This window comes from Aeromonas sp. s9, assembly GCF_040907765.1.
GTDB lineage: Bacteria > Pseudomonadota > Gammaproteobacteria > Enterobacterales > Aeromonadaceae > Aeromonas > Aeromonas caviae.
Window position 1 is genome coordinate 83678 of the sequence record NZ_JBFOCK010000037.1, and the last position, 15301, is coordinate 98978.

The 15301-nt window shown below is 64.8% G+C and carries 16 protein-coding genes and 1 pseudogene; 11 read left to right on the plus strand and 6 right to left on the minus strand.

The features are described from left to right. Window positions 1–151: 151 nt before the first annotated feature. Window positions 152–2299, minus strand: a complete 2148-nt coding sequence (locus AB5Y54_RS07355) for a prolyl oligopeptidase family protein (RefSeq protein WP_102948899.1) — start codon at window positions 2297–2299, stop codon at window positions 152–154. Window positions 2300–2516: 217 nt separating this feature from the next. Between AB5Y54_RS07355 and AB5Y54_RS07360 the strand changes: the two genes are divergently transcribed. The 10 genes from AB5Y54_RS07360 to AB5Y54_RS07405 all read left to right on the plus strand — a co-directional run bounded on the left by AB5Y54_RS07360 (window position 2517) and on the right by AB5Y54_RS07405 (window position 10344). Next, on the plus strand, window positions 2517–3728 hold the full coding sequence (locus tag AB5Y54_RS07360) for a threonine synthase (RefSeq protein WP_368153414.1): 1212 nt from the start codon (window positions 2517–2519) through the stop codon (window positions 3726–3728). Further along, a complete protein-coding gene (locus AB5Y54_RS07365) occupies window positions 3725–4390 on the plus strand; it encodes an amino acid ABC transporter permease (protein ID WP_143237079.1) in 666 nt (221 codons plus the stop codon). The genes AB5Y54_RS07360 and AB5Y54_RS07365 overlap by 4 nt, the downstream gene beginning before the upstream one ends. A gap of 192 nt (window positions 4391–4582) precedes the next feature. Further along, window positions 4583–5245 (plus strand): amino acid ABC transporter permease, encoded by a 663-nt coding sequence (locus AB5Y54_RS07370; RefSeq protein WP_128344898.1) that lies wholly within the window; start codon window positions 4583–4585, stop codon window positions 5243–5245. Beyond that, the gene (locus tag AB5Y54_RS07375) at window positions 5242–6003 is read left to right on the plus strand and encodes an amino acid ABC transporter ATP-binding protein (RefSeq protein ID WP_143237078.1); all 762 of its coding nucleotides are present in this window, start codon (window positions 5242–5244) and stop codon (window positions 6001–6003) included. The genes AB5Y54_RS07370 and AB5Y54_RS07375 overlap by 4 nt, the downstream gene beginning before the upstream one ends. Then, the gene (locus tag AB5Y54_RS07380) at window positions 6000–6836 is read left to right on the plus strand and encodes a transporter substrate-binding domain-containing protein (protein WP_143237077.1); all 837 of its coding nucleotides are present in this window, start codon (window positions 6000–6002) and stop codon (window positions 6834–6836) included. The genes AB5Y54_RS07375 and AB5Y54_RS07380 overlap by 4 nt, the downstream gene beginning before the upstream one ends. Before the next feature lie 220 nt (window positions 6837–7056). Then, window positions 7057–8316, plus strand: coding sequence for an MgtC/SapB family protein (locus AB5Y54_RS07385; RefSeq protein WP_143237076.1), 1260 nt, complete (start codon window positions 7057–7059; stop codon window positions 8314–8316). Between the two features lie 133 nt (window positions 8317–8449). Beyond that, entirely contained in the window at window positions 8450–9040 is a 591-nt protein-coding gene (locus AB5Y54_RS07390) for a sugar O-acetyltransferase (RefSeq protein WP_143237075.1), read from the plus strand. Then, window positions 9037–9375 (plus strand): DUF1294 domain-containing protein, encoded by a 339-nt coding sequence (locus AB5Y54_RS07395; RefSeq protein WP_041211693.1) that lies wholly within the window; start codon window positions 9037–9039, stop codon window positions 9373–9375. Before AB5Y54_RS07390 ends, AB5Y54_RS07395 begins: the two co-directional genes overlap by 4 nt. 94 nt (window positions 9376–9469) lie before the next feature. Next, window positions 9470–9682, plus strand: a complete 213-nt coding sequence (locus AB5Y54_RS07400) for a hypothetical protein (RefSeq protein WP_043154852.1) — start codon at window positions 9470–9472, stop codon at window positions 9680–9682. 200 nt (window positions 9683–9882) lie between these two features. Continuing rightward, entirely contained in the window at window positions 9883–10344 is a 462-nt protein-coding gene (locus tag AB5Y54_RS07405) for a hypothetical protein (RefSeq protein ID WP_368153416.1), read from the plus strand. Between the two features lie 73 nt (window positions 10345–10417). On the opposite strand, the pseudogene AB5Y54_RS07410 reads toward AB5Y54_RS07405, so the two are convergent. The 4 genes and pseudogenes from AB5Y54_RS07410 to AB5Y54_RS07425 form a co-directional block, all read right to left on the minus strand. Continuing rightward, window positions 10418–11052 (minus strand): annotated as a pseudogene (locus AB5Y54_RS07410) (FMN-binding negative transcriptional regulator). A gap of 212 nt (window positions 11053–11264) precedes the next feature. Further along, the gene (locus AB5Y54_RS07415) at window positions 11265–11813 is read right to left on the minus strand and encodes a DUF4865 family protein (protein ID WP_143237073.1); all 549 of its coding nucleotides are present in this window, start codon (window positions 11811–11813) and stop codon (window positions 11265–11267) included. Beyond that, the gene (locus AB5Y54_RS07420; RefSeq protein WP_143237072.1) at window positions 11810–12202 is read right to left on the minus strand and encodes a tautomerase family protein; all 393 of its coding nucleotides are present in this window, start codon (window positions 12200–12202) and stop codon (window positions 11810–11812) included. The genes AB5Y54_RS07415 and AB5Y54_RS07420 overlap by 4 nt, the downstream gene beginning before the upstream one ends. Further along, a complete protein-coding gene (locus AB5Y54_RS07425; protein WP_010675684.1) occupies window positions 12193–12519 on the minus strand; it encodes a carboxymuconolactone decarboxylase family protein in 327 nt (108 codons plus the stop codon). The genes AB5Y54_RS07420 and AB5Y54_RS07425 overlap by 10 nt, the downstream gene beginning before the upstream one ends. Before the next feature lie 96 nt (window positions 12520–12615). On the opposite strand from AB5Y54_RS07425, the gene AB5Y54_RS07430 reads away from it, so the two are divergent. After that, entirely contained in the window at window positions 12616–13509 is an 894-nt protein-coding gene (locus AB5Y54_RS07430) for a LysR substrate-binding domain-containing protein (protein ID WP_223931648.1), read from the plus strand. A gap of 106 nt (window positions 13510–13615) precedes the next feature. Here AB5Y54_RS07430 and argH read toward each other — a convergent pair whose 3' ends face one another. Then, window positions 13616–15001, minus strand: a complete 1386-nt coding sequence (argH, locus tag AB5Y54_RS07435) for an argininosuccinate lyase (protein WP_223931649.1) — start codon at window positions 14999–15001, stop codon at window positions 13616–13618. Window positions 15002–15301 lie beyond the last annotated feature (300 nt).

Below are 15301 nucleotides of genomic sequence, written 5' to 3' on the forward strand. Positions count from 1 at the left end.
CCACCGGGGGGATGACAGATGGGGCCCTTCAGCCAAAACGGGCCAGCGGCGAGACAGGGATGGTCGCAGGCCCACGTTCAAACTCGCGGCAATGAAAAGGGCCCCGCAGGGCCCTGATGATAGTGGATGGCTGGCGCCCGTCTCGCCCGGATCAAGGCTGACGCGGCAGCTCCCGGTAGCCCATCTCGTACAGGGTGAAGGCATAGATGTCCGCACTCTGCTCGATCAGTTTCGCCACCGGCGTACCCGCCCCGTGCCCGGCATTGGTCTCGATACGGATGAGCTGGGGATGGGGGCCGGCATTGTCGGCCTGCAGGGTGGCGGCAAACTTGAAGGAGTGAGCCGGCACCACCCGATCGTCGTGATCCGCCGTGGTCACCAGGGTCGAGGGGTAGCTGACCCCGGCCCGGACGTTGTGCAGCGGCGAGTAGCCCTTCAGGTAGTCGAACATCGCCTCGCTGTCGGCGCTGGTGCCGTAGTCATAGGCCCAGCCTGCCCCGGCGGTGAAGGTGTGGTAGCGCAACATGTCGAGCACCCCCACCGCCGGCAGGGCGACCCGCATCAGATCCGGCCGCTGGGTCATTACCGCCCCCACCAGCAGACCGCCGTTGGAGCCACCGCGGATCGCCAGCCGATCGGTGCGGGTGTAGCCCTCGGCCTTGAGGTACTCGGCCGCCGCGATGAAGTCGTCGAACACGTTCTGCTTGTTCATCCTGGTGCCCGCCAGGTGCCAGGCCTGGCCGTACTCGCCGCCCCCGCGCAGGTTGGCCACCGCATAGACGCCCCCCAGATCGAGCCAGTTGGCCACCGCTACGCTGAAGCTCGGGGTCAGGCTCACGTCGAAACCGCCGTAGCCGTAGAGGATGGTCGGATTGCTGCCATCAAGCTTGAGGCCCTTGCGGTAGCTGATGATGAGCGGCACCCGGGTGCCGTCCTTGCTCTGGTAGAAGCGCTGCTCGGAGACGTAATCCTCCGGTTTGAACGGCGCCGCCGAGGCGCGATAGAGGCTGATGGCGCCGCTCTTTGGCTCGAACCGGTAGAGCGTGGGCGGCTGGGCATAGTTCTCGAAGCCGAAGTAGAGGGCGGGATCATCGTGCTTGCCGTTGAAGCCGCTGACGCTGCCAAGGCCGGGCAGCGCCACCTCGCGCACTCGCTTGCCTTCGTAGTCGAACTGCTCGACCCGGGCGGTGGCATCCACCATGTACTCGGCGAACAGATAGCCGCTGCCGCTGTGCACCGTCAGCACCTGCTGACGCTCGGGGATGAGATCCCGCCAGTGGGCCGGGCCCGGGTTGGCGGCATCCACCGTCACCAGCCGGCCGTTGGGGGCGTCCCGGTTGGTCAGCAGGTAAAGGGTGCTGCCCTGGTTGTCCACCAGGCTCACGTCCGCCTCCAGATCCCCCTGCACCGTCAGCAGCGGCGCGTTCTCCTGGCTCAGATCCTTCACATAGAGGCGGTTGCCTGAGGTGGAGTTCGCCGCCGAGATGAGCAGGAAGCGGTCATCTTCGGTGACGGTCGCCCCCACATAGCGGTGGTGCTGGGCCGGGATGGCGCCGAACACCAGCCGGTCATCCTCCTGCGCCGTGCCTAGCCGGTGGAAATAGACCTTGTGCTGATCGGTCCTGGCCGACAGCTCGCTGCCGTCGGGCTTGTCGTAGCTCGAGTAGAAGAAGCCCTCGTTGCCGAGCCAGCTGATGCCGCTGAACTTCACGTCCTTGAGGGGCGCCTCCAGCGGCTGCTTGCTCTCTACGTCCATCAGGTGGATCTCGCGCCAGTCGCTGCCGGCCAGCGACAAGGAGTAGGCCAGGATGCGGCCATCGCGGGAGAAGCTCAGTTGATCCAGCGCCGTGGTGCCGTCGGGGCTGAGGGTATTGGGATCGAGGAACACCTCGGCCGGCTTGCCCTCCTGCTGGCGCCACAGCACGTTCTGGTTCTGCAGGCCGTCGTTCTTGAAGAAGTAGTGGTAGCGCCCCTCGCGAAACGGCGCCCCCTCCTTGGCATAGTTCCAGGAGGCGGCCAGCTTCTCCTTGATGGCGGCGCGATACGGGATCTGTGCCAGGTAACCCTGAGTCACCCGGTTCTGGGCCTTGACCCAGGCCTCGGTCTCGGGGCTGCGATCATCTTCCAGCCAGCGATAGGGGTCGGCCACGGCCTGGCCGAAGTAGTGATCCACCTGCTCACCCTGACGGGTGACGGGGTAGTGAAGGCGCGCTTTCCCTGACATGGCATCCTCTTTGGTTGACTGGCCGCTGCACGCACACAGCAGTGACAGGGCCAGCAGGCTGACAATGGCTCGCATCGATGCGGCTCCCTGCGATTTCGGGTGAAGCGGGCAGGTTAACAAAGCGCGCCGGATGGCCCAACCCCCCGACCGGTGGCAGAGGGTGGTCCGCCGACACGGGGGAGCCATATGAATTTTTTCGCTTAAGTTTGCCGCTTTATTTTGTTTGTTATCCGGCCCTTTGGTCACAGGATGGAATAAGACACCAGCCAACGTGAGCCATTCAGGATAAAGCATGCCGTACAGCTACCTATCACATCTGCGTTGCAGCAAGACCGGCGAGATTGTGGATGCCGATCAGCCCCAGCAGTTGAGCCCGGTCGGCGCCCCCTTGCTGGCCAGCTACGACCTCGAGGCCCTGAAGCAGGCCTGGCACCCGGCCGTCCTGCTGGGGCGCCCCGCCAGCCTGTGGCGCTACCACGAGCTGCTGCCGGTGCGCGACCCCGCCCAGGTGATCACCCTGGGGGAAGGCTTCACCCCTCTGCTGCCCCTGCCCGCTTTCGGCAAGCAGATCGGCATTCCGGATCTCTGGATGAAGGATGAGAGCCTCACCCCCACCGGCTCCTTCAAGGCCCGTGGCGCCGCAGTCGGCGTCTCCCGTGCCCGCGAACTCGGTGTCACCCACTTCGCCATGCCCACCAACGGCAACGCCGGGGCCGCCTGGGCGCTTTACGGCGCCCGCGCCGGCTTGCGCAGCACCATAGTCATGCCCCAGGCGGCCCCCGCCATCACAAGACTGGAGACCTCGCTGGCCGGTGCCCGCCTCTATCTGGTGGATGGCCTCATCAGCGACGCCGGTCGCCAGGTGGCCGAGACGGTGGCCGAGCAGGGGCTGTTCGATGCCTCCACCCTCAAGGAGCCCTATCGCATCGAGGGCAAGAAGACCATGGGGCTGGAGATCGCCGAGCAGCTCGGCTGGACCCTGCCGGACGTCATCCTCTACCCCACCGGCGGCGGAGTCGGTCTCATCGGCATCTACAAGGCGCTGCGGGAGTTGCAGGAGCTGGGCTGGGTCAAGGGGCCACTGCCGCGACTGGTGGCGGTGCAGGCAAGCGGCTGCGCCCCCATCGTCCAGGCCTGGCAGCAGGGGGAGCGCGAATCGCGCTTCTGGCCCGATTCCCAGACCCTCGCCTTTGGCATCAACGTGCCCAAGGCGCTGGGGGACTTTCTGGTGCTGGACGCCCTCTATCGCACCGAGGGGTGCGCCATCGCGGTGGACGATAGCGCCATCCAGCGCGAGATCCGCCAGCTCGCCGCGCGCGAAGGCAGCTTCGTCTGCCCGGAAGGGGCGGCCGCCTTCGCCGCCGCCCGCCAGCTGCGGGAAGCGGGCTGGATACAGGGGGGCGAGCGGGTGGTGGTGCTCAACACCGGCGCCGGCATCAAGTACCCGGATGCCATCACGGTCGTGCTCCAGCGGCTGCGCCGCGACGGGAGGATCCCGGCATGAGCTTCGACTGGTCCTTTGTTCTCACCACCCTGCCGGCGTTCGGCCAATCGGTCTGGGTCACCTTGCAGCTCGGCGCCATCGTGATCCTCACCTCGCTCGTCGTGGCGCTGCTCAATGTGACGCTGCTGAGCCTGCACAAGCCCTGGCTGAACGGGGTGATCCGCGCCTATGTGGAGCTGGCCCGCAACACGCCGCTCTTGATCCAGCTGTTCTTTCTCTACTTCGGGCTGCCGGCGCTCGGCATCTCGCTCTCCGGCTTTGCCACGGCAGTGATCGCCATGACCTTCCTCGGTGGCGGTTACCTCACCGAGGCGCTGCGGGCAGGCGTTCAGGCAATCCCCCCCAGCCAGCTGGAAGCGGGCCGGGCCATCGGCCTCTCCCGCTGGCAGCTGCTGCGCCACGTCCAGCTGCCCCAGGCCTGGCTCGCCAGCCTGCCGGCGCTGTTTGCCAACTTCATCTTTCTGCTCAAAGAGACCACGGTGGCCTCGGCAGTGGCGGTGCCGGAGCTGCTCTACACCACCAGGAACTACATCGCCCTCTACTACAAGACCTACGAGATGCTGGCGGTGCTGACCTTGATGTGCGTGCTGATCTTTCTGCCGCTCTCCCTTGCCCTGCGCGTCGTTGAAAGGAGGCTGCAACATGGTCAGTTCAGTCATTGAGCAACTGATGCAGACACCTATTGTCCTGCTGCCACCCTCACTCGCCACCCATGCAGAGGAAAGGAGGGATCAATATGGTCAGTTCGGTCACTGAATCGCTGATGCAGGCGAGGATCCCGATGTGGGCACTTATCTTCCTGCAGCTGCAGCCGCCGTCACTCGCCACCCATACACAAGAAAGGAGGGATCACTATGGCCAGTCCGGTCACTGAGCAGCTGACGCAGGCGCTGCCGCTGCTGGCGGTGGGCGCGGGTCAGACCCTCGCCATATCGCTGCTCGCCATCCTGTTCGCGACCCTGGGTGGTCTGGGTTACGGCGTGCTGGCCCAGCAGGGCGGCCGCCTGACTCAAGGGGTGCTGCGGCTGTATCTGGAGCTGTTTCGGGTGGTGCCCGTGCTGGTCTGGCTCTACCTCTTCTTCTTCGGGCTGCCGATCTTCTTTGGCCTGGACATCCCGGCCTTCTGGTGCGCCGTGCTGGTGCTGGCCCTCTGGGGCGCCAGCGAGGTGGGGGAGGTGGTGCGCGGCGGCCTCAACTCCCTCGCCCGCGGCCAGCAGGAGGCTGGCCTGGCGCTCGGGCTCTCCCGCTGGCAGCTCTATCGCCACGTGCTGCTGCCCCAGGCGCTGCAACGGCTGACGCCGCCCACCATCAACATCTACACCCGCATCATCAAGACCAGCTCGCTGGCGGTGCTGATCGGGGTGGTGGAGGTGATCAAGGTGGGCCAGCAGATCATCGAGCGCACCTATGGCTCGCTGCTTATCTACGGTCTGCTGTTCCTGTTCTTTTTTCTGGTCTGCTATCCGCTCTCGCTCGCCTCGCGCCGGCTGGAGCAACAATGGGGTAATGCGGTATGACACCTCTGCTTGAGCTCAATGCTGTCAGCAAACAATTCGGCCAACACCGGGTACTGGATGAGGTCAGCCTCACGGTGAACCCAGGGGAAGTGATCGTCATCCTGGGGCCGAGCGGCTGCGGCAAGAGCACCTTGCTGCGCACCCTCAACGGGCTCGAACCCATTCAGGGGGGCGACATTCGCTTCGACGGAGAGTTGCTGGATGCCAACACCGACTGGCAGCGGCTTCGCCAGCGCATCGGCATGGTGTTCCAGAGCTATCACCTCTTCCCCAACCTGACGGTGCTGGAGAACGTGCTGCTCGGCCCTGTGCAGGTGCAGAAGCGGGAGCGAGCCGAGGCCCTGTTGCAAGCGGAACAGCTGCTGACCCGCATCGGCCTGTGGGAGCGGCGCCATGACTATCCGCGCCAGCTCTCCGGCGGCCAGCAGCAGCGCATCGCCATCGTGCGGGCCCTGTGCATGAACCCCCAGGTGATGCTGTTTGACGAGGTGACCGCAGCGCTGGATCCCGAGATGGTGCAGGAGGTGCTGGAGGTGATCCGGGATCTCGCCGGCAGCGGCATGACCCTGCTCATCGTCACCCACGAGCTGGCGTTCGCCCAGGCGGTGGCGGATCGCATCGTCTTCATGGACGGCGGCCACATCCTGGAGCAGGCCGCCCCCCATCAATTTTTCGACAATCCCAGGAGCCAGCGTGCCCGCCAGTTCCTCGCCAAGTTTTCTTATACAACTGTCAGCAAACGAAAGGAGTCAGCATGAAGATAATTACCTCGGTCCTGTTTAGCGCCCTCATCGGCCTGGGCCTCGCCAGCGGCGCCGCCCAGGCAGAAGACGGTTCCCTCGCCAAGATCAAGGCGCGGGACAAGCTCATCGTCGGCGTCTTCACCGACAAGCCGCCGTTTGGCTATGTGGACGAGAAGGGCAACTACGTCGGCTTTGACACCAATCTCGGCCGCCGCTTCGCCAAGGATCTGCTGGGGGACGAGAACAAGGTCGAGTTCGTGGCGGTGGAGCCCGCCAGTCGCATCCCCTTCCTGCAGAGCGACAAGGTGGATCTCATCCTCGCCAACATGACGGTGACCCCGGAGCGGCGGCAGGTGGTGGACTTCACCAACCCGAACCTCAAGGTCGCGGTGCAGGTGCTGGTGCCGGAAGGCAGCGACGCCAAGAAGCTCGACGATCTGGCCGGCAAGCGGCTTATCGTCACCACCGGCACCACGGCCGACATCTGGCTGACCCGCAACCACCCGGAGTGGAAGGTGCTCAAGTTCGAGAAGAACACCGAATCCCTGCAGGCCCTGGCCCAGGGCCGCGGCGACGCCTACGCCCAGGACAACCTGGTGTTGTTCAGCTGGGCCAAGGAGAACCCGGGCTATCGGGTGCTGCCCGAGAAGCTGGGCTCGGAAGACCCCATCGCCCCGGCGGTGAAGAAGGGCAATATCGAGCTGCGTGACTGGGTCAACGACCGTCTCGCCAAGCTGGGGGAAGAGAAGTACCTGCTCAAACTCTACGACCAGTATGTGCGCGACAAGCTTAGCGCCGATACCGATCCCAACGACGTGATAGTGGAAGGAGGCAAGTGGCAGGGTTGAGCCCTGCCCCCACAGCAGTGCTGAGTGTGAAGTGTGTGATCTTTGGTTCCGTTGGTCTGCAAACCGCAAGGTTTGACCTTTCCAGGCGCCCCCTCCAGGTGGCGCCTTTTTTTTGTTTGCAAGGCCCCGGCAGGCGGGACACCCGCTCTGTGGGCCAGCTCCCCCTGCCCCGGGATGCCCTGTGCCATCCTCACTGAAACGGCAGCGGGAGGAGAAACCCATGTGGATAGAGGCCGAGCCCGTCTACGGCGCCCTGGTGTCCCTGGCCATCGGGCTCATCATCGGGCTGGAGCGGGGCTGGCAGGTGCGCCAGCTCGGAGACAACCAGCGCATCGCCGGGATGCGCACCTATGGCCTCATCGGTCTGCTCGGCGGGGTCTGCGCCCTGCTGCTGCCCACCCTGGGGCCCTGGCTGGCTCTGCTCGGTCTGCTGACCGTGGTGACGGGGTGCGGCCTCTCGGTCTGGCTGGCCCAGCGCTGGCAGGGGGAGTTCGGCCTCACCAGCTCGGTGGCCATGGTGCTCACCTACCTGCTGGGGCTGATGTCGGTGCTGCAGAGCCCGAGCGAGGCGGTGGCCTGCGCCGTGCTGGCGGCCCTCCTGATGGGGCTCAAGGGCAAGATCCAGCAGGGGATGCTGTTCTTGAGCGAACTGGAATTTCACGCCACCCTGCGCTTTCTGCTCATCTCCCTGGTGCTGCTGCCTGTGCTCCCCGATGCCGAGATGGGTCCCCTCAATGCCTTCAATCCCTTCAAGATCTGGCTCATGGTGGTGGTGATTGCCGGCATCTCGTTCTGTGGTCACTTTGCGGTGCGCCTGCTCGGCACCCGCTCCGGACTGGTGCTCACCAGCATGCTGGCGGGGCTCGCCTCCTCCACCGCCCTCACCCTGCAATTTGCCCGCCTCAACAAGGAGCAGGGAGGGCTGGAGCGGCTGCTGGCCACCGGCATCCTGCTGGCGGGGGCCACCATGTGGCTCAGGCTGCTGACACTGGTGCTGATCATCCACGGAGAGCTGGCGCTGCGTCTGGCCGCCCCCCTGCTGCTGCTGGCAGCCATCGTCTACGGCTTTGCCTTCTGGTTCTGGCGCCAGCGGGAAGAGATGCCGGACGGCCCGGTACAGCCCGAAACCCGCAACCCACTGGATCTCGCCACCGCCATCAAGTTCGGCCTGCTGCTCGCCCTCATCGGCTTCATGGCCACCCTGCTGCAAAGCAAGGTGGGCAACTCCGGGGTCTATCTGCTGTCGCTGGTCTCCGGCATCACGGACGTGGACGCCATCACCCTCTCCCTCTCCCAGCTCGCCCAGAAGGAGCTGGCCCTGGAGGTGGCGGCCAGGGGCATACTGCTCGCCGGGCTGGTCAACTCCCTGGTGAAAGGGGTGCTGGCACTGGTGATTGGCGGACGCAGCCTGGGGCGGCGGGTCTTGCTCCCCTACCTCGTCTCCATCCTGCTCATCCTGCCCCTTGTCCTGATGACGTGATGACGTGATGACGTGATGACGTGATGACGTGATGACAGGATGACGGGGATCACCTGACGGGCCCGGCACTCACTCTGACACCCTTTCCCCTTGTCGCGTATACTGCCCCCTCTTGCAGCAGGAGGAGATGACCATGGCAAGCGACTGGGACAAGGTACTGGCGGGGGGCGCCCTGGACAGCCAGAGCGAGGAGATAGCGAACGACCGCATTCGCGGCCAGACGCTGCTGAGCCGACTCAACGCCTCACCGGCGGGGGATCACGTCCTGCGCCAGCAGATCTGCCGCGACCTCTTCGCCCACTGTCCCGACTCCTGCTGGATCAGTACCCCCTTCACCTGCGAATTCGGCCGCAACATCCACATCGGCGAGAAGACCTTCTTCAACTTCAACGTCACCATACTCGACGTAGGCGAGGTGCATATCGGCAACCATGTGCTGCTGGCCCCCAACGTGCAGATCTACACCGCCACCCACACCATGGACTATCTGGAGCGACGCAACTGGACCGCCTACAACAAGCCGGTGCGGATCGGCGATGACTGCTGGATTGGCGGCGGGGCCATCATCTGCCCAGGCGTCACCATAGGGCCCCGCTCCATCATAGGGGCTGGCGCCGTGGTGACCCGGGACATCCCGGCGGACTCCCTGGCGGTGGGCAATCCGGCCCGGGTGATCCGCACGCTACACCCGGGCGAGACCCGGGATCCGGCGTGCCTGTCATGATGGCCCTTGCCCTGCTGCCTTTGGGTTGGGCAGGCTGGCTCGGCGCGCGGGACGCCAACTGGTGGCCGCTGGCCCTGATCCTGCTGATGAGCCTGCTGACCCTGGCTGCCTACGCCTGGGACAAGCGCCAGGCCATTCGTGGCGGCTGGCGCGTGCCCGAGGCCCGCCTGCACCTGCTTGAGCTGTGCGGCGGCTGGCCCGGCGCCCTGGTCGCCCGCCAGTGGCTGCGCCACAAGACCCAGAAAGGGAGCTACCGCCTGCGGTTCTGGGCCATCGTCTGGGGGCAGTTGCTGCTGCTCGGGATCTGGCTCGGCTGGCCGCTCTGGCCGCTCTGAACAACCAAGCGGGCATTGCCGCCCAAGGTCGGGTATGAGACAACGACAGCGCGGGAGACAGATCCTCTCGTTCAAATCTTGAAAGGAGTCATTCATGACCATGTGGACAGGTATCGTTCTGATCGTCTTTATCAGCGTGTCGTTCAGCTATCTCACCAAGCGCGCCCGCTACCAGATGGGGGATGCCCGCATTACCGACCGTCTCGGCAAGCAGGACATGATCATCAAGGAGTTGCAGGAGCGCATCGCCAATCTGGAGGCCATCGTCATCGAGGAGGAGAAGCGCCGCCCGTTCAAGGATCTCTGATCCGGCAAGCCGGGTGGCAAACCAACCAGCCCCCGGGCTGCAAGGGTTTGCCGCCGCCCCCGTTCGCACCCGCTCGCCCTCTGCCTGGCAAAAACGAAATTCACAGCAGGATCAATCCCCTGCCATTTTTCGGCTGAATGATCGCCAAGCTGGCCCGTTCCCTGCTCCGTCATGACATCAGTCGTACGGAGAGTGACATCATGATCGCCATCGGCACCCTGCTTCCCCTCGCCTCCCTTGCCATCAAGCTCGGCAGCAAGCTGCTGGGCGACAGCACGCCGCCCGCCCAGACCGAGCCTGCCGTGCAGGAAGAGCACCTTGCCCCCACGGTGCAGAGCCTGTTCCAGCGCCTTGGCATCCAGGAGGCTGACAGCGAGCAGAACCGCCCTGCCATCAACCACTTCATGGGGGCGCTGATGCAGACCCTGGGCCAGGAATCCTCGGGCCAGTCGCTGCCCCAGGCCATCGATGCCGCCCGCATCCAGTTGGCAGACGGCACCCAGAGCACCCGCCTCGACGCGCTGCAGAGCGAGCTCGACACCCTCAAAGGCTCCCTTGGCAACAGCGACCTCAACCTCGATCAGCTGCTCTACGCCTTCAAGCAAACCCTGCCCAATGGCAAGGGGGAAGGTGTCGGCAAACTGCTCAATGCCAGCGCGTGAACGGGAGTGGAACCATGAAAAACGGCAACCTAGAGGTTGCCGTTTTTGTCGGGCCGGATCCCATGATGCCACGCTAGGGTAGTGAGGAAGGTGGACTCAGCATCGCCTCTGCCAGCGTGCTCTGCCCGCGCTCCTGCAGGGCATTGGCCGCTCCCAGGCGATCCGCCGCCTCTTTGTTCTGACCCAGCTTGAACTTGCCGACCAGCCGCTCAATCTCGATCTCTATGCCCACCACGGCCTGCACCATGGTCTCGAGATAGTCTCTCGGTGCATCCGCCATCTTCCAGGGAATGGACTCTCCCGCCTCGTGGGTACGGGTCAGGGTCGCGAGCAGGCGACGCACGAAGCGGGCATCGTCCCTCACCCGGATACGGCCATGGGCGTGCACCACGGCATAGTTCCAGGTGGGCACCTGCTGGTGATGCACCTGCTTGCCCGGATACCAGCTGGGAGAGATATAACCCTCGGCGGCTCTGAAGATCACCAGCACCTCGTCGCCCTCTTTCACCTCCTGCCAGAGTGGGTTGTTGCGGGCCACATGGGCCCGCAGCACACCGTGGGCCCCCTGCTCCCCATCGAACTCGAACGGCAGGTGGTTGGCATCCAGCCCCCCTTCACCACAGGTGATCAGGGCCCCCAGGGGTGCGCCTGCATCAGCTGGTGCAGCGCCTCGGGGTCGGTAACGGCGAAATGGGGTGGCAGGTACATGGGAACTCCTTGATCCGGTTGACGCGTCCATACGCATTGCAGCGGGATCATGCCCTGCCCGGCGCGGGCCGTCACCCTGAATGTGTCCCACTGAGCCAGTTCATTGCCGCAGGTGGCCGCAATGCCACATCATCATCCACAAGCGCGATATAACACCCTATGTTCACGATGCGAATATCACTTTCACAGCCCAAGTGAATGGAAAAATAACCTCAATGACAAAGATAATTCCGCTTTACCCCCCCGCCCCCCTTCGCCAGATAGCCGACACGGTAGATCTCGCCCCCGCCAGGCAAGGGCGATGAGGGGGACGGGAGAAAATCCGCCTCCAGCCATTCCCATCGGGTGAGATCCCAGCCGCTCACCATGGCCTCGCCGTGCAGGTCGGCCAGCTGGTCGTGGGAAGCGACCTTGGTGCGCCGCAGCCTGGCCATGCAAGCCCCGTCGAGGGAGGCCGGATCCGGCGCCCGCAGCAGATGCCAGGTCTCGATGCGGGGCCAGCCGAAATGCCGGGTGAGCGCCGCGAATCCCTCGCTTGCCAGGAATCGGTGCATCGCCTCGGCGCTGTGCCACACATAGAAGGGGGCATAGCGGTTCTCCTGCCCCGGCAGGGCCCCATCGTCCTGACGGCTGTAGAGATAGGCCTTGAACAACAGACCGGGAAAGCCGTCCAGTCTGGCGCCATTGCTGGCGATCCGCTGCTCGATCAGCGCCATGTCGTAGTCTGCGGGCAGGGTGAATCGGTAGTGCATGGCGATCATGAGGCCACCTCCTGTCTGAACATCCGGCCCTGGCCGAAACTCCACGCCGCGGCATCGGTCTGCTGGATCACCACCATGAGGTTGTCGGGGTGGATCCCAAGCTCGGCCTCAAGGCGCTCGGCGAGACGTGCATAAAGCCGCTCCCTGGTTACGGTGCTGCGCACCTTGCCCGCCAGGATCTGGAAGAGGATGAAACCCTGGTCCCGGCGGCCGGTCTGGTAGTGGGGGTCATAGATGAGCGCACTGGCAGGCAAGATCTCGAGGATCTGGAATTTATCCTTCGGCGGCACCTCGAACACCTCCACCAGGGTCTGGTGGTAGAGGGCGCTGAGTTGTTGCAGGTGTGCGTCGCTCATCCCCTCGCACAGGGTGATACGGGTCAGCGGCATGGGGTCACCTCCTCGCGGGGGGGCAGATAGCCCACGGCCGTCACTGCGGCGGGCAAACCGGCGTAGAAGGCAAGATGGGTGAACAGCTCTTCCAGCTCATCCCGGGACAGGCCGTTTTGCCGGGCGAATGCAATATGCCAGGGCAGTTGTTGCACCCGGCCCAGTGACGCCAGGATGGCCAGGGTGATCAGGCTGCGCTCGCGGGCCGAGAGGGTGGGGCGCTGCCAGATATCGCCAAACAGCGTCTCTTCCGCCAGTCGGGCGAGTCGGGGGGCAAGCTGCGCCAGGGTGGCGCGATCGGGAACATCGGGTGTCATGGCAATCTCCTTGGTGGATGAAGCCACTCTCCCTCACTGCTACAATTTAAAAAATCGAAATATTAAAGACCAATCATCCCGATTATAAGGATAGTTATGTCACCCCTTCCCCCCAGCCTGGATCTCGATGCCCTGCGCAGCTACGTGCTGGGGCTGGAGTGCGGCAGCTTTGCGCTGGCGGCGCAGCGGCTGTGCCGCTCCACCTCGGCGGTCAGCGCCCAGTTGAAAAAACTCGAACAGCAGTGCGGCACCGATCTGGTCATGAAGCAGGGACGTCACCTGGTGCCGACGGCCAGCGGTGAGCGCCTGCTGGGCTACGCCAAGCGGCTGCTGGCGCTCAATGACGAAGCCGTACTCGCCCTCAAAGGGGAACTGCTGCAAGGGGAGATCCGGCTCGGGGTGCAGGAGGACTTCGGTGAATCTTTGCTCCCCGCCGTGCTGGGACCCCTCTGTCGCCAGCACCCGGCCCTGCGCATGACGACCCGCATCGATCGCAACGGGGCCCTGGTGCAGGGGATCAGGGAAGGCACCCTCGACATGGCTCTCGCCTGGCAGCCACAGGGAGAGCGGGAGGATCTTTCCCTCATCGAGGTGGTGCAACTGGCCTGGATTGCCCACCCCGAGTGGGACCCCGCCCCTTTGCTCGCGCGCGGGGAGCCCCTGCCCCTGGTGCTCTTCGATGCCCCCTGCCTGATGCGGGCACGGGCCATCCGCGCCCTCGACGATGCAGGGATCCCCTGGCGGATCGCCTTCACCAGCCAGAGCCTGGGCGGGATCTGGGCCGCCGTGCAGGCTGGGCTCGGGATCACGGTGCGTTCCCCCATCGGCATGCCGGCCAGTCTCGCCCTCCTCGGCGACGTGCTGCCCTCACCGGGCACCCTGGGGGTGGTGCTGCTCGCCGCCAGCCATGAAGCCGACGAGGCCAGATGCCAGTTGCAACGACTGCTCACGGACGCCGTGCATCAGGCCAGCGCCGGACACAGGGGCTGAACAGCGCCTGGTCAACGCGCCTCACGGCGCCGAGGCGTGCCCATAAAAAAACGGCAACCCTGGGGTTGCCGTTCTGCCTTCTTGTTCCCATGGCAAGCCGATTGGCTTAACCCGCCCGTTTGGCCAGCCAGGCCTCGGCGGCGGTGAGAGCTGCCTCTATCTGCTCGCGAGCGACGCCTCCCTTGGCAACCCGCTTGGCCAGGGTCGCTTCCAGCTCCAGGTTCGGGTAAACATCCTCCCCCACCACGGGGCTGAAGCGCTGGAACTCGGGGAGGGAGAGCTCTTCCAGGGGCTTTTTCACCTGGATCGCATAGACCACGGTCTCACCGACGATATGGTGCGCCTCGCGGAACGGAATGCCCTTGGCCACCAGATAGTCCGCCAGCTCGGTGGCGTTGGCGTAGCCGCCCTGGGCCGCCGCCTTGGTCCGCTCGCCATTGACCTTCAGATCGATCAGCACCAGCGCCGCCATATCGAGGCAGTCGTGCCAGGTGTCGAGGGCGTCGAACAGCCCCTCTTTGTCTTCCTGCATGTCCTTGTTGTAGGCCAGCGGCAGCGCCTTGAGGCTCATCAGCATACCCATCTGGGCGCCGACCACCCGGCCGGTCTTGCCACGAATGAGCTCCAGCGCGTCCGGGTTCTTCTTCTGGGGCATCAGGGACGAGCCGGAGGTGACGGCGTCAGACAGCTCGACAAAGCCCGCCTCGCCGGTGTTGTAGAAGATGAGATCTTCGGCAAAGCGCGACAGGTGGGTCATGGAGAGGGACGCGACGTGCATCAGCTCCACCACGTGATCCCGATCGGACACCGAATCCAGGCTGTTGCGGGTAGCGCCGGCAAAGCCCATGTCGAGCGCCAAGGCTTCGCGGTCGATGGCGTAGGCGGTGCCCGCCAGGGCGCCGCAGCCGAGCGGGCTGGTGTCGAGGCGCTTGAGGGCATCCTGCAGCCGGGAATGGTCCCGCTCCAGCATCTCCACATAGGCCAGCGCCCAGTGGGCGTAGGTGACCGGTTGGGCCCGCTGCAGATGGGTGTAACCGGGCAGCACCGCGGCCTGATTGGCGCGGGCGGAGGTGACCAGCCCCTGTTGCAGGGCGGTAATGGAGGCGAGCAGCAGCTCGCCCTGGGCCTTGCACCAGAGTTTCAGGTCGGTGGCGACCTGATCGTTGCGCGAGCGGCCGGTGTGCAGCTTCTTGCCAAGGGCGCCGACGGCGTCGATGAGCTGGCTCTCGACCCAGGAGTGGATGTCTTCGGCGTCCGAGTTCAGGATCTGCTGGGGATCCTGCTGCACGGAGGCGAGCAGCACTTCCATCGCCTGCTGCAACTTGGCCTGCTCACCCTCGGTCAACACGCCCACCTTGACCAGCGCTTTGGCCCAGGCCATGGAGCCCTGAATATCCTGCTCCGCCAGACGGTAGTCGAACCGCAGCGAATCGTTGAACTGCTTGAACCGGCTATCGGCTCCCTGACTGAAGCGTCCACCCCAAAGTGCCATACTGCTCTCCTTGAATGCGTTGTCGGCGGCGCCCTTGCGCCTGCCGTACTGGCGCAGCCCCTTGGCCTGCGCGCAAAAAATCTTGCCCTGTTTTTTTCTGCATAACAGTGCGGTGGTGAGCGACGCTGTTGCCGTTAAACACGTCACATCCAGCAGCTACGAGCCGGTCCCCTCTCCCTCTGGGAGAGGGCTAGGGTGAGGGGAATGGCCAATGACCTCCCCCTCATCCCCAACCCTTCTCCCGCAAGGGGAGAAGGGGGCAAAGCACACCAAATAATTCGAAAACCTCCCCTGTTATCT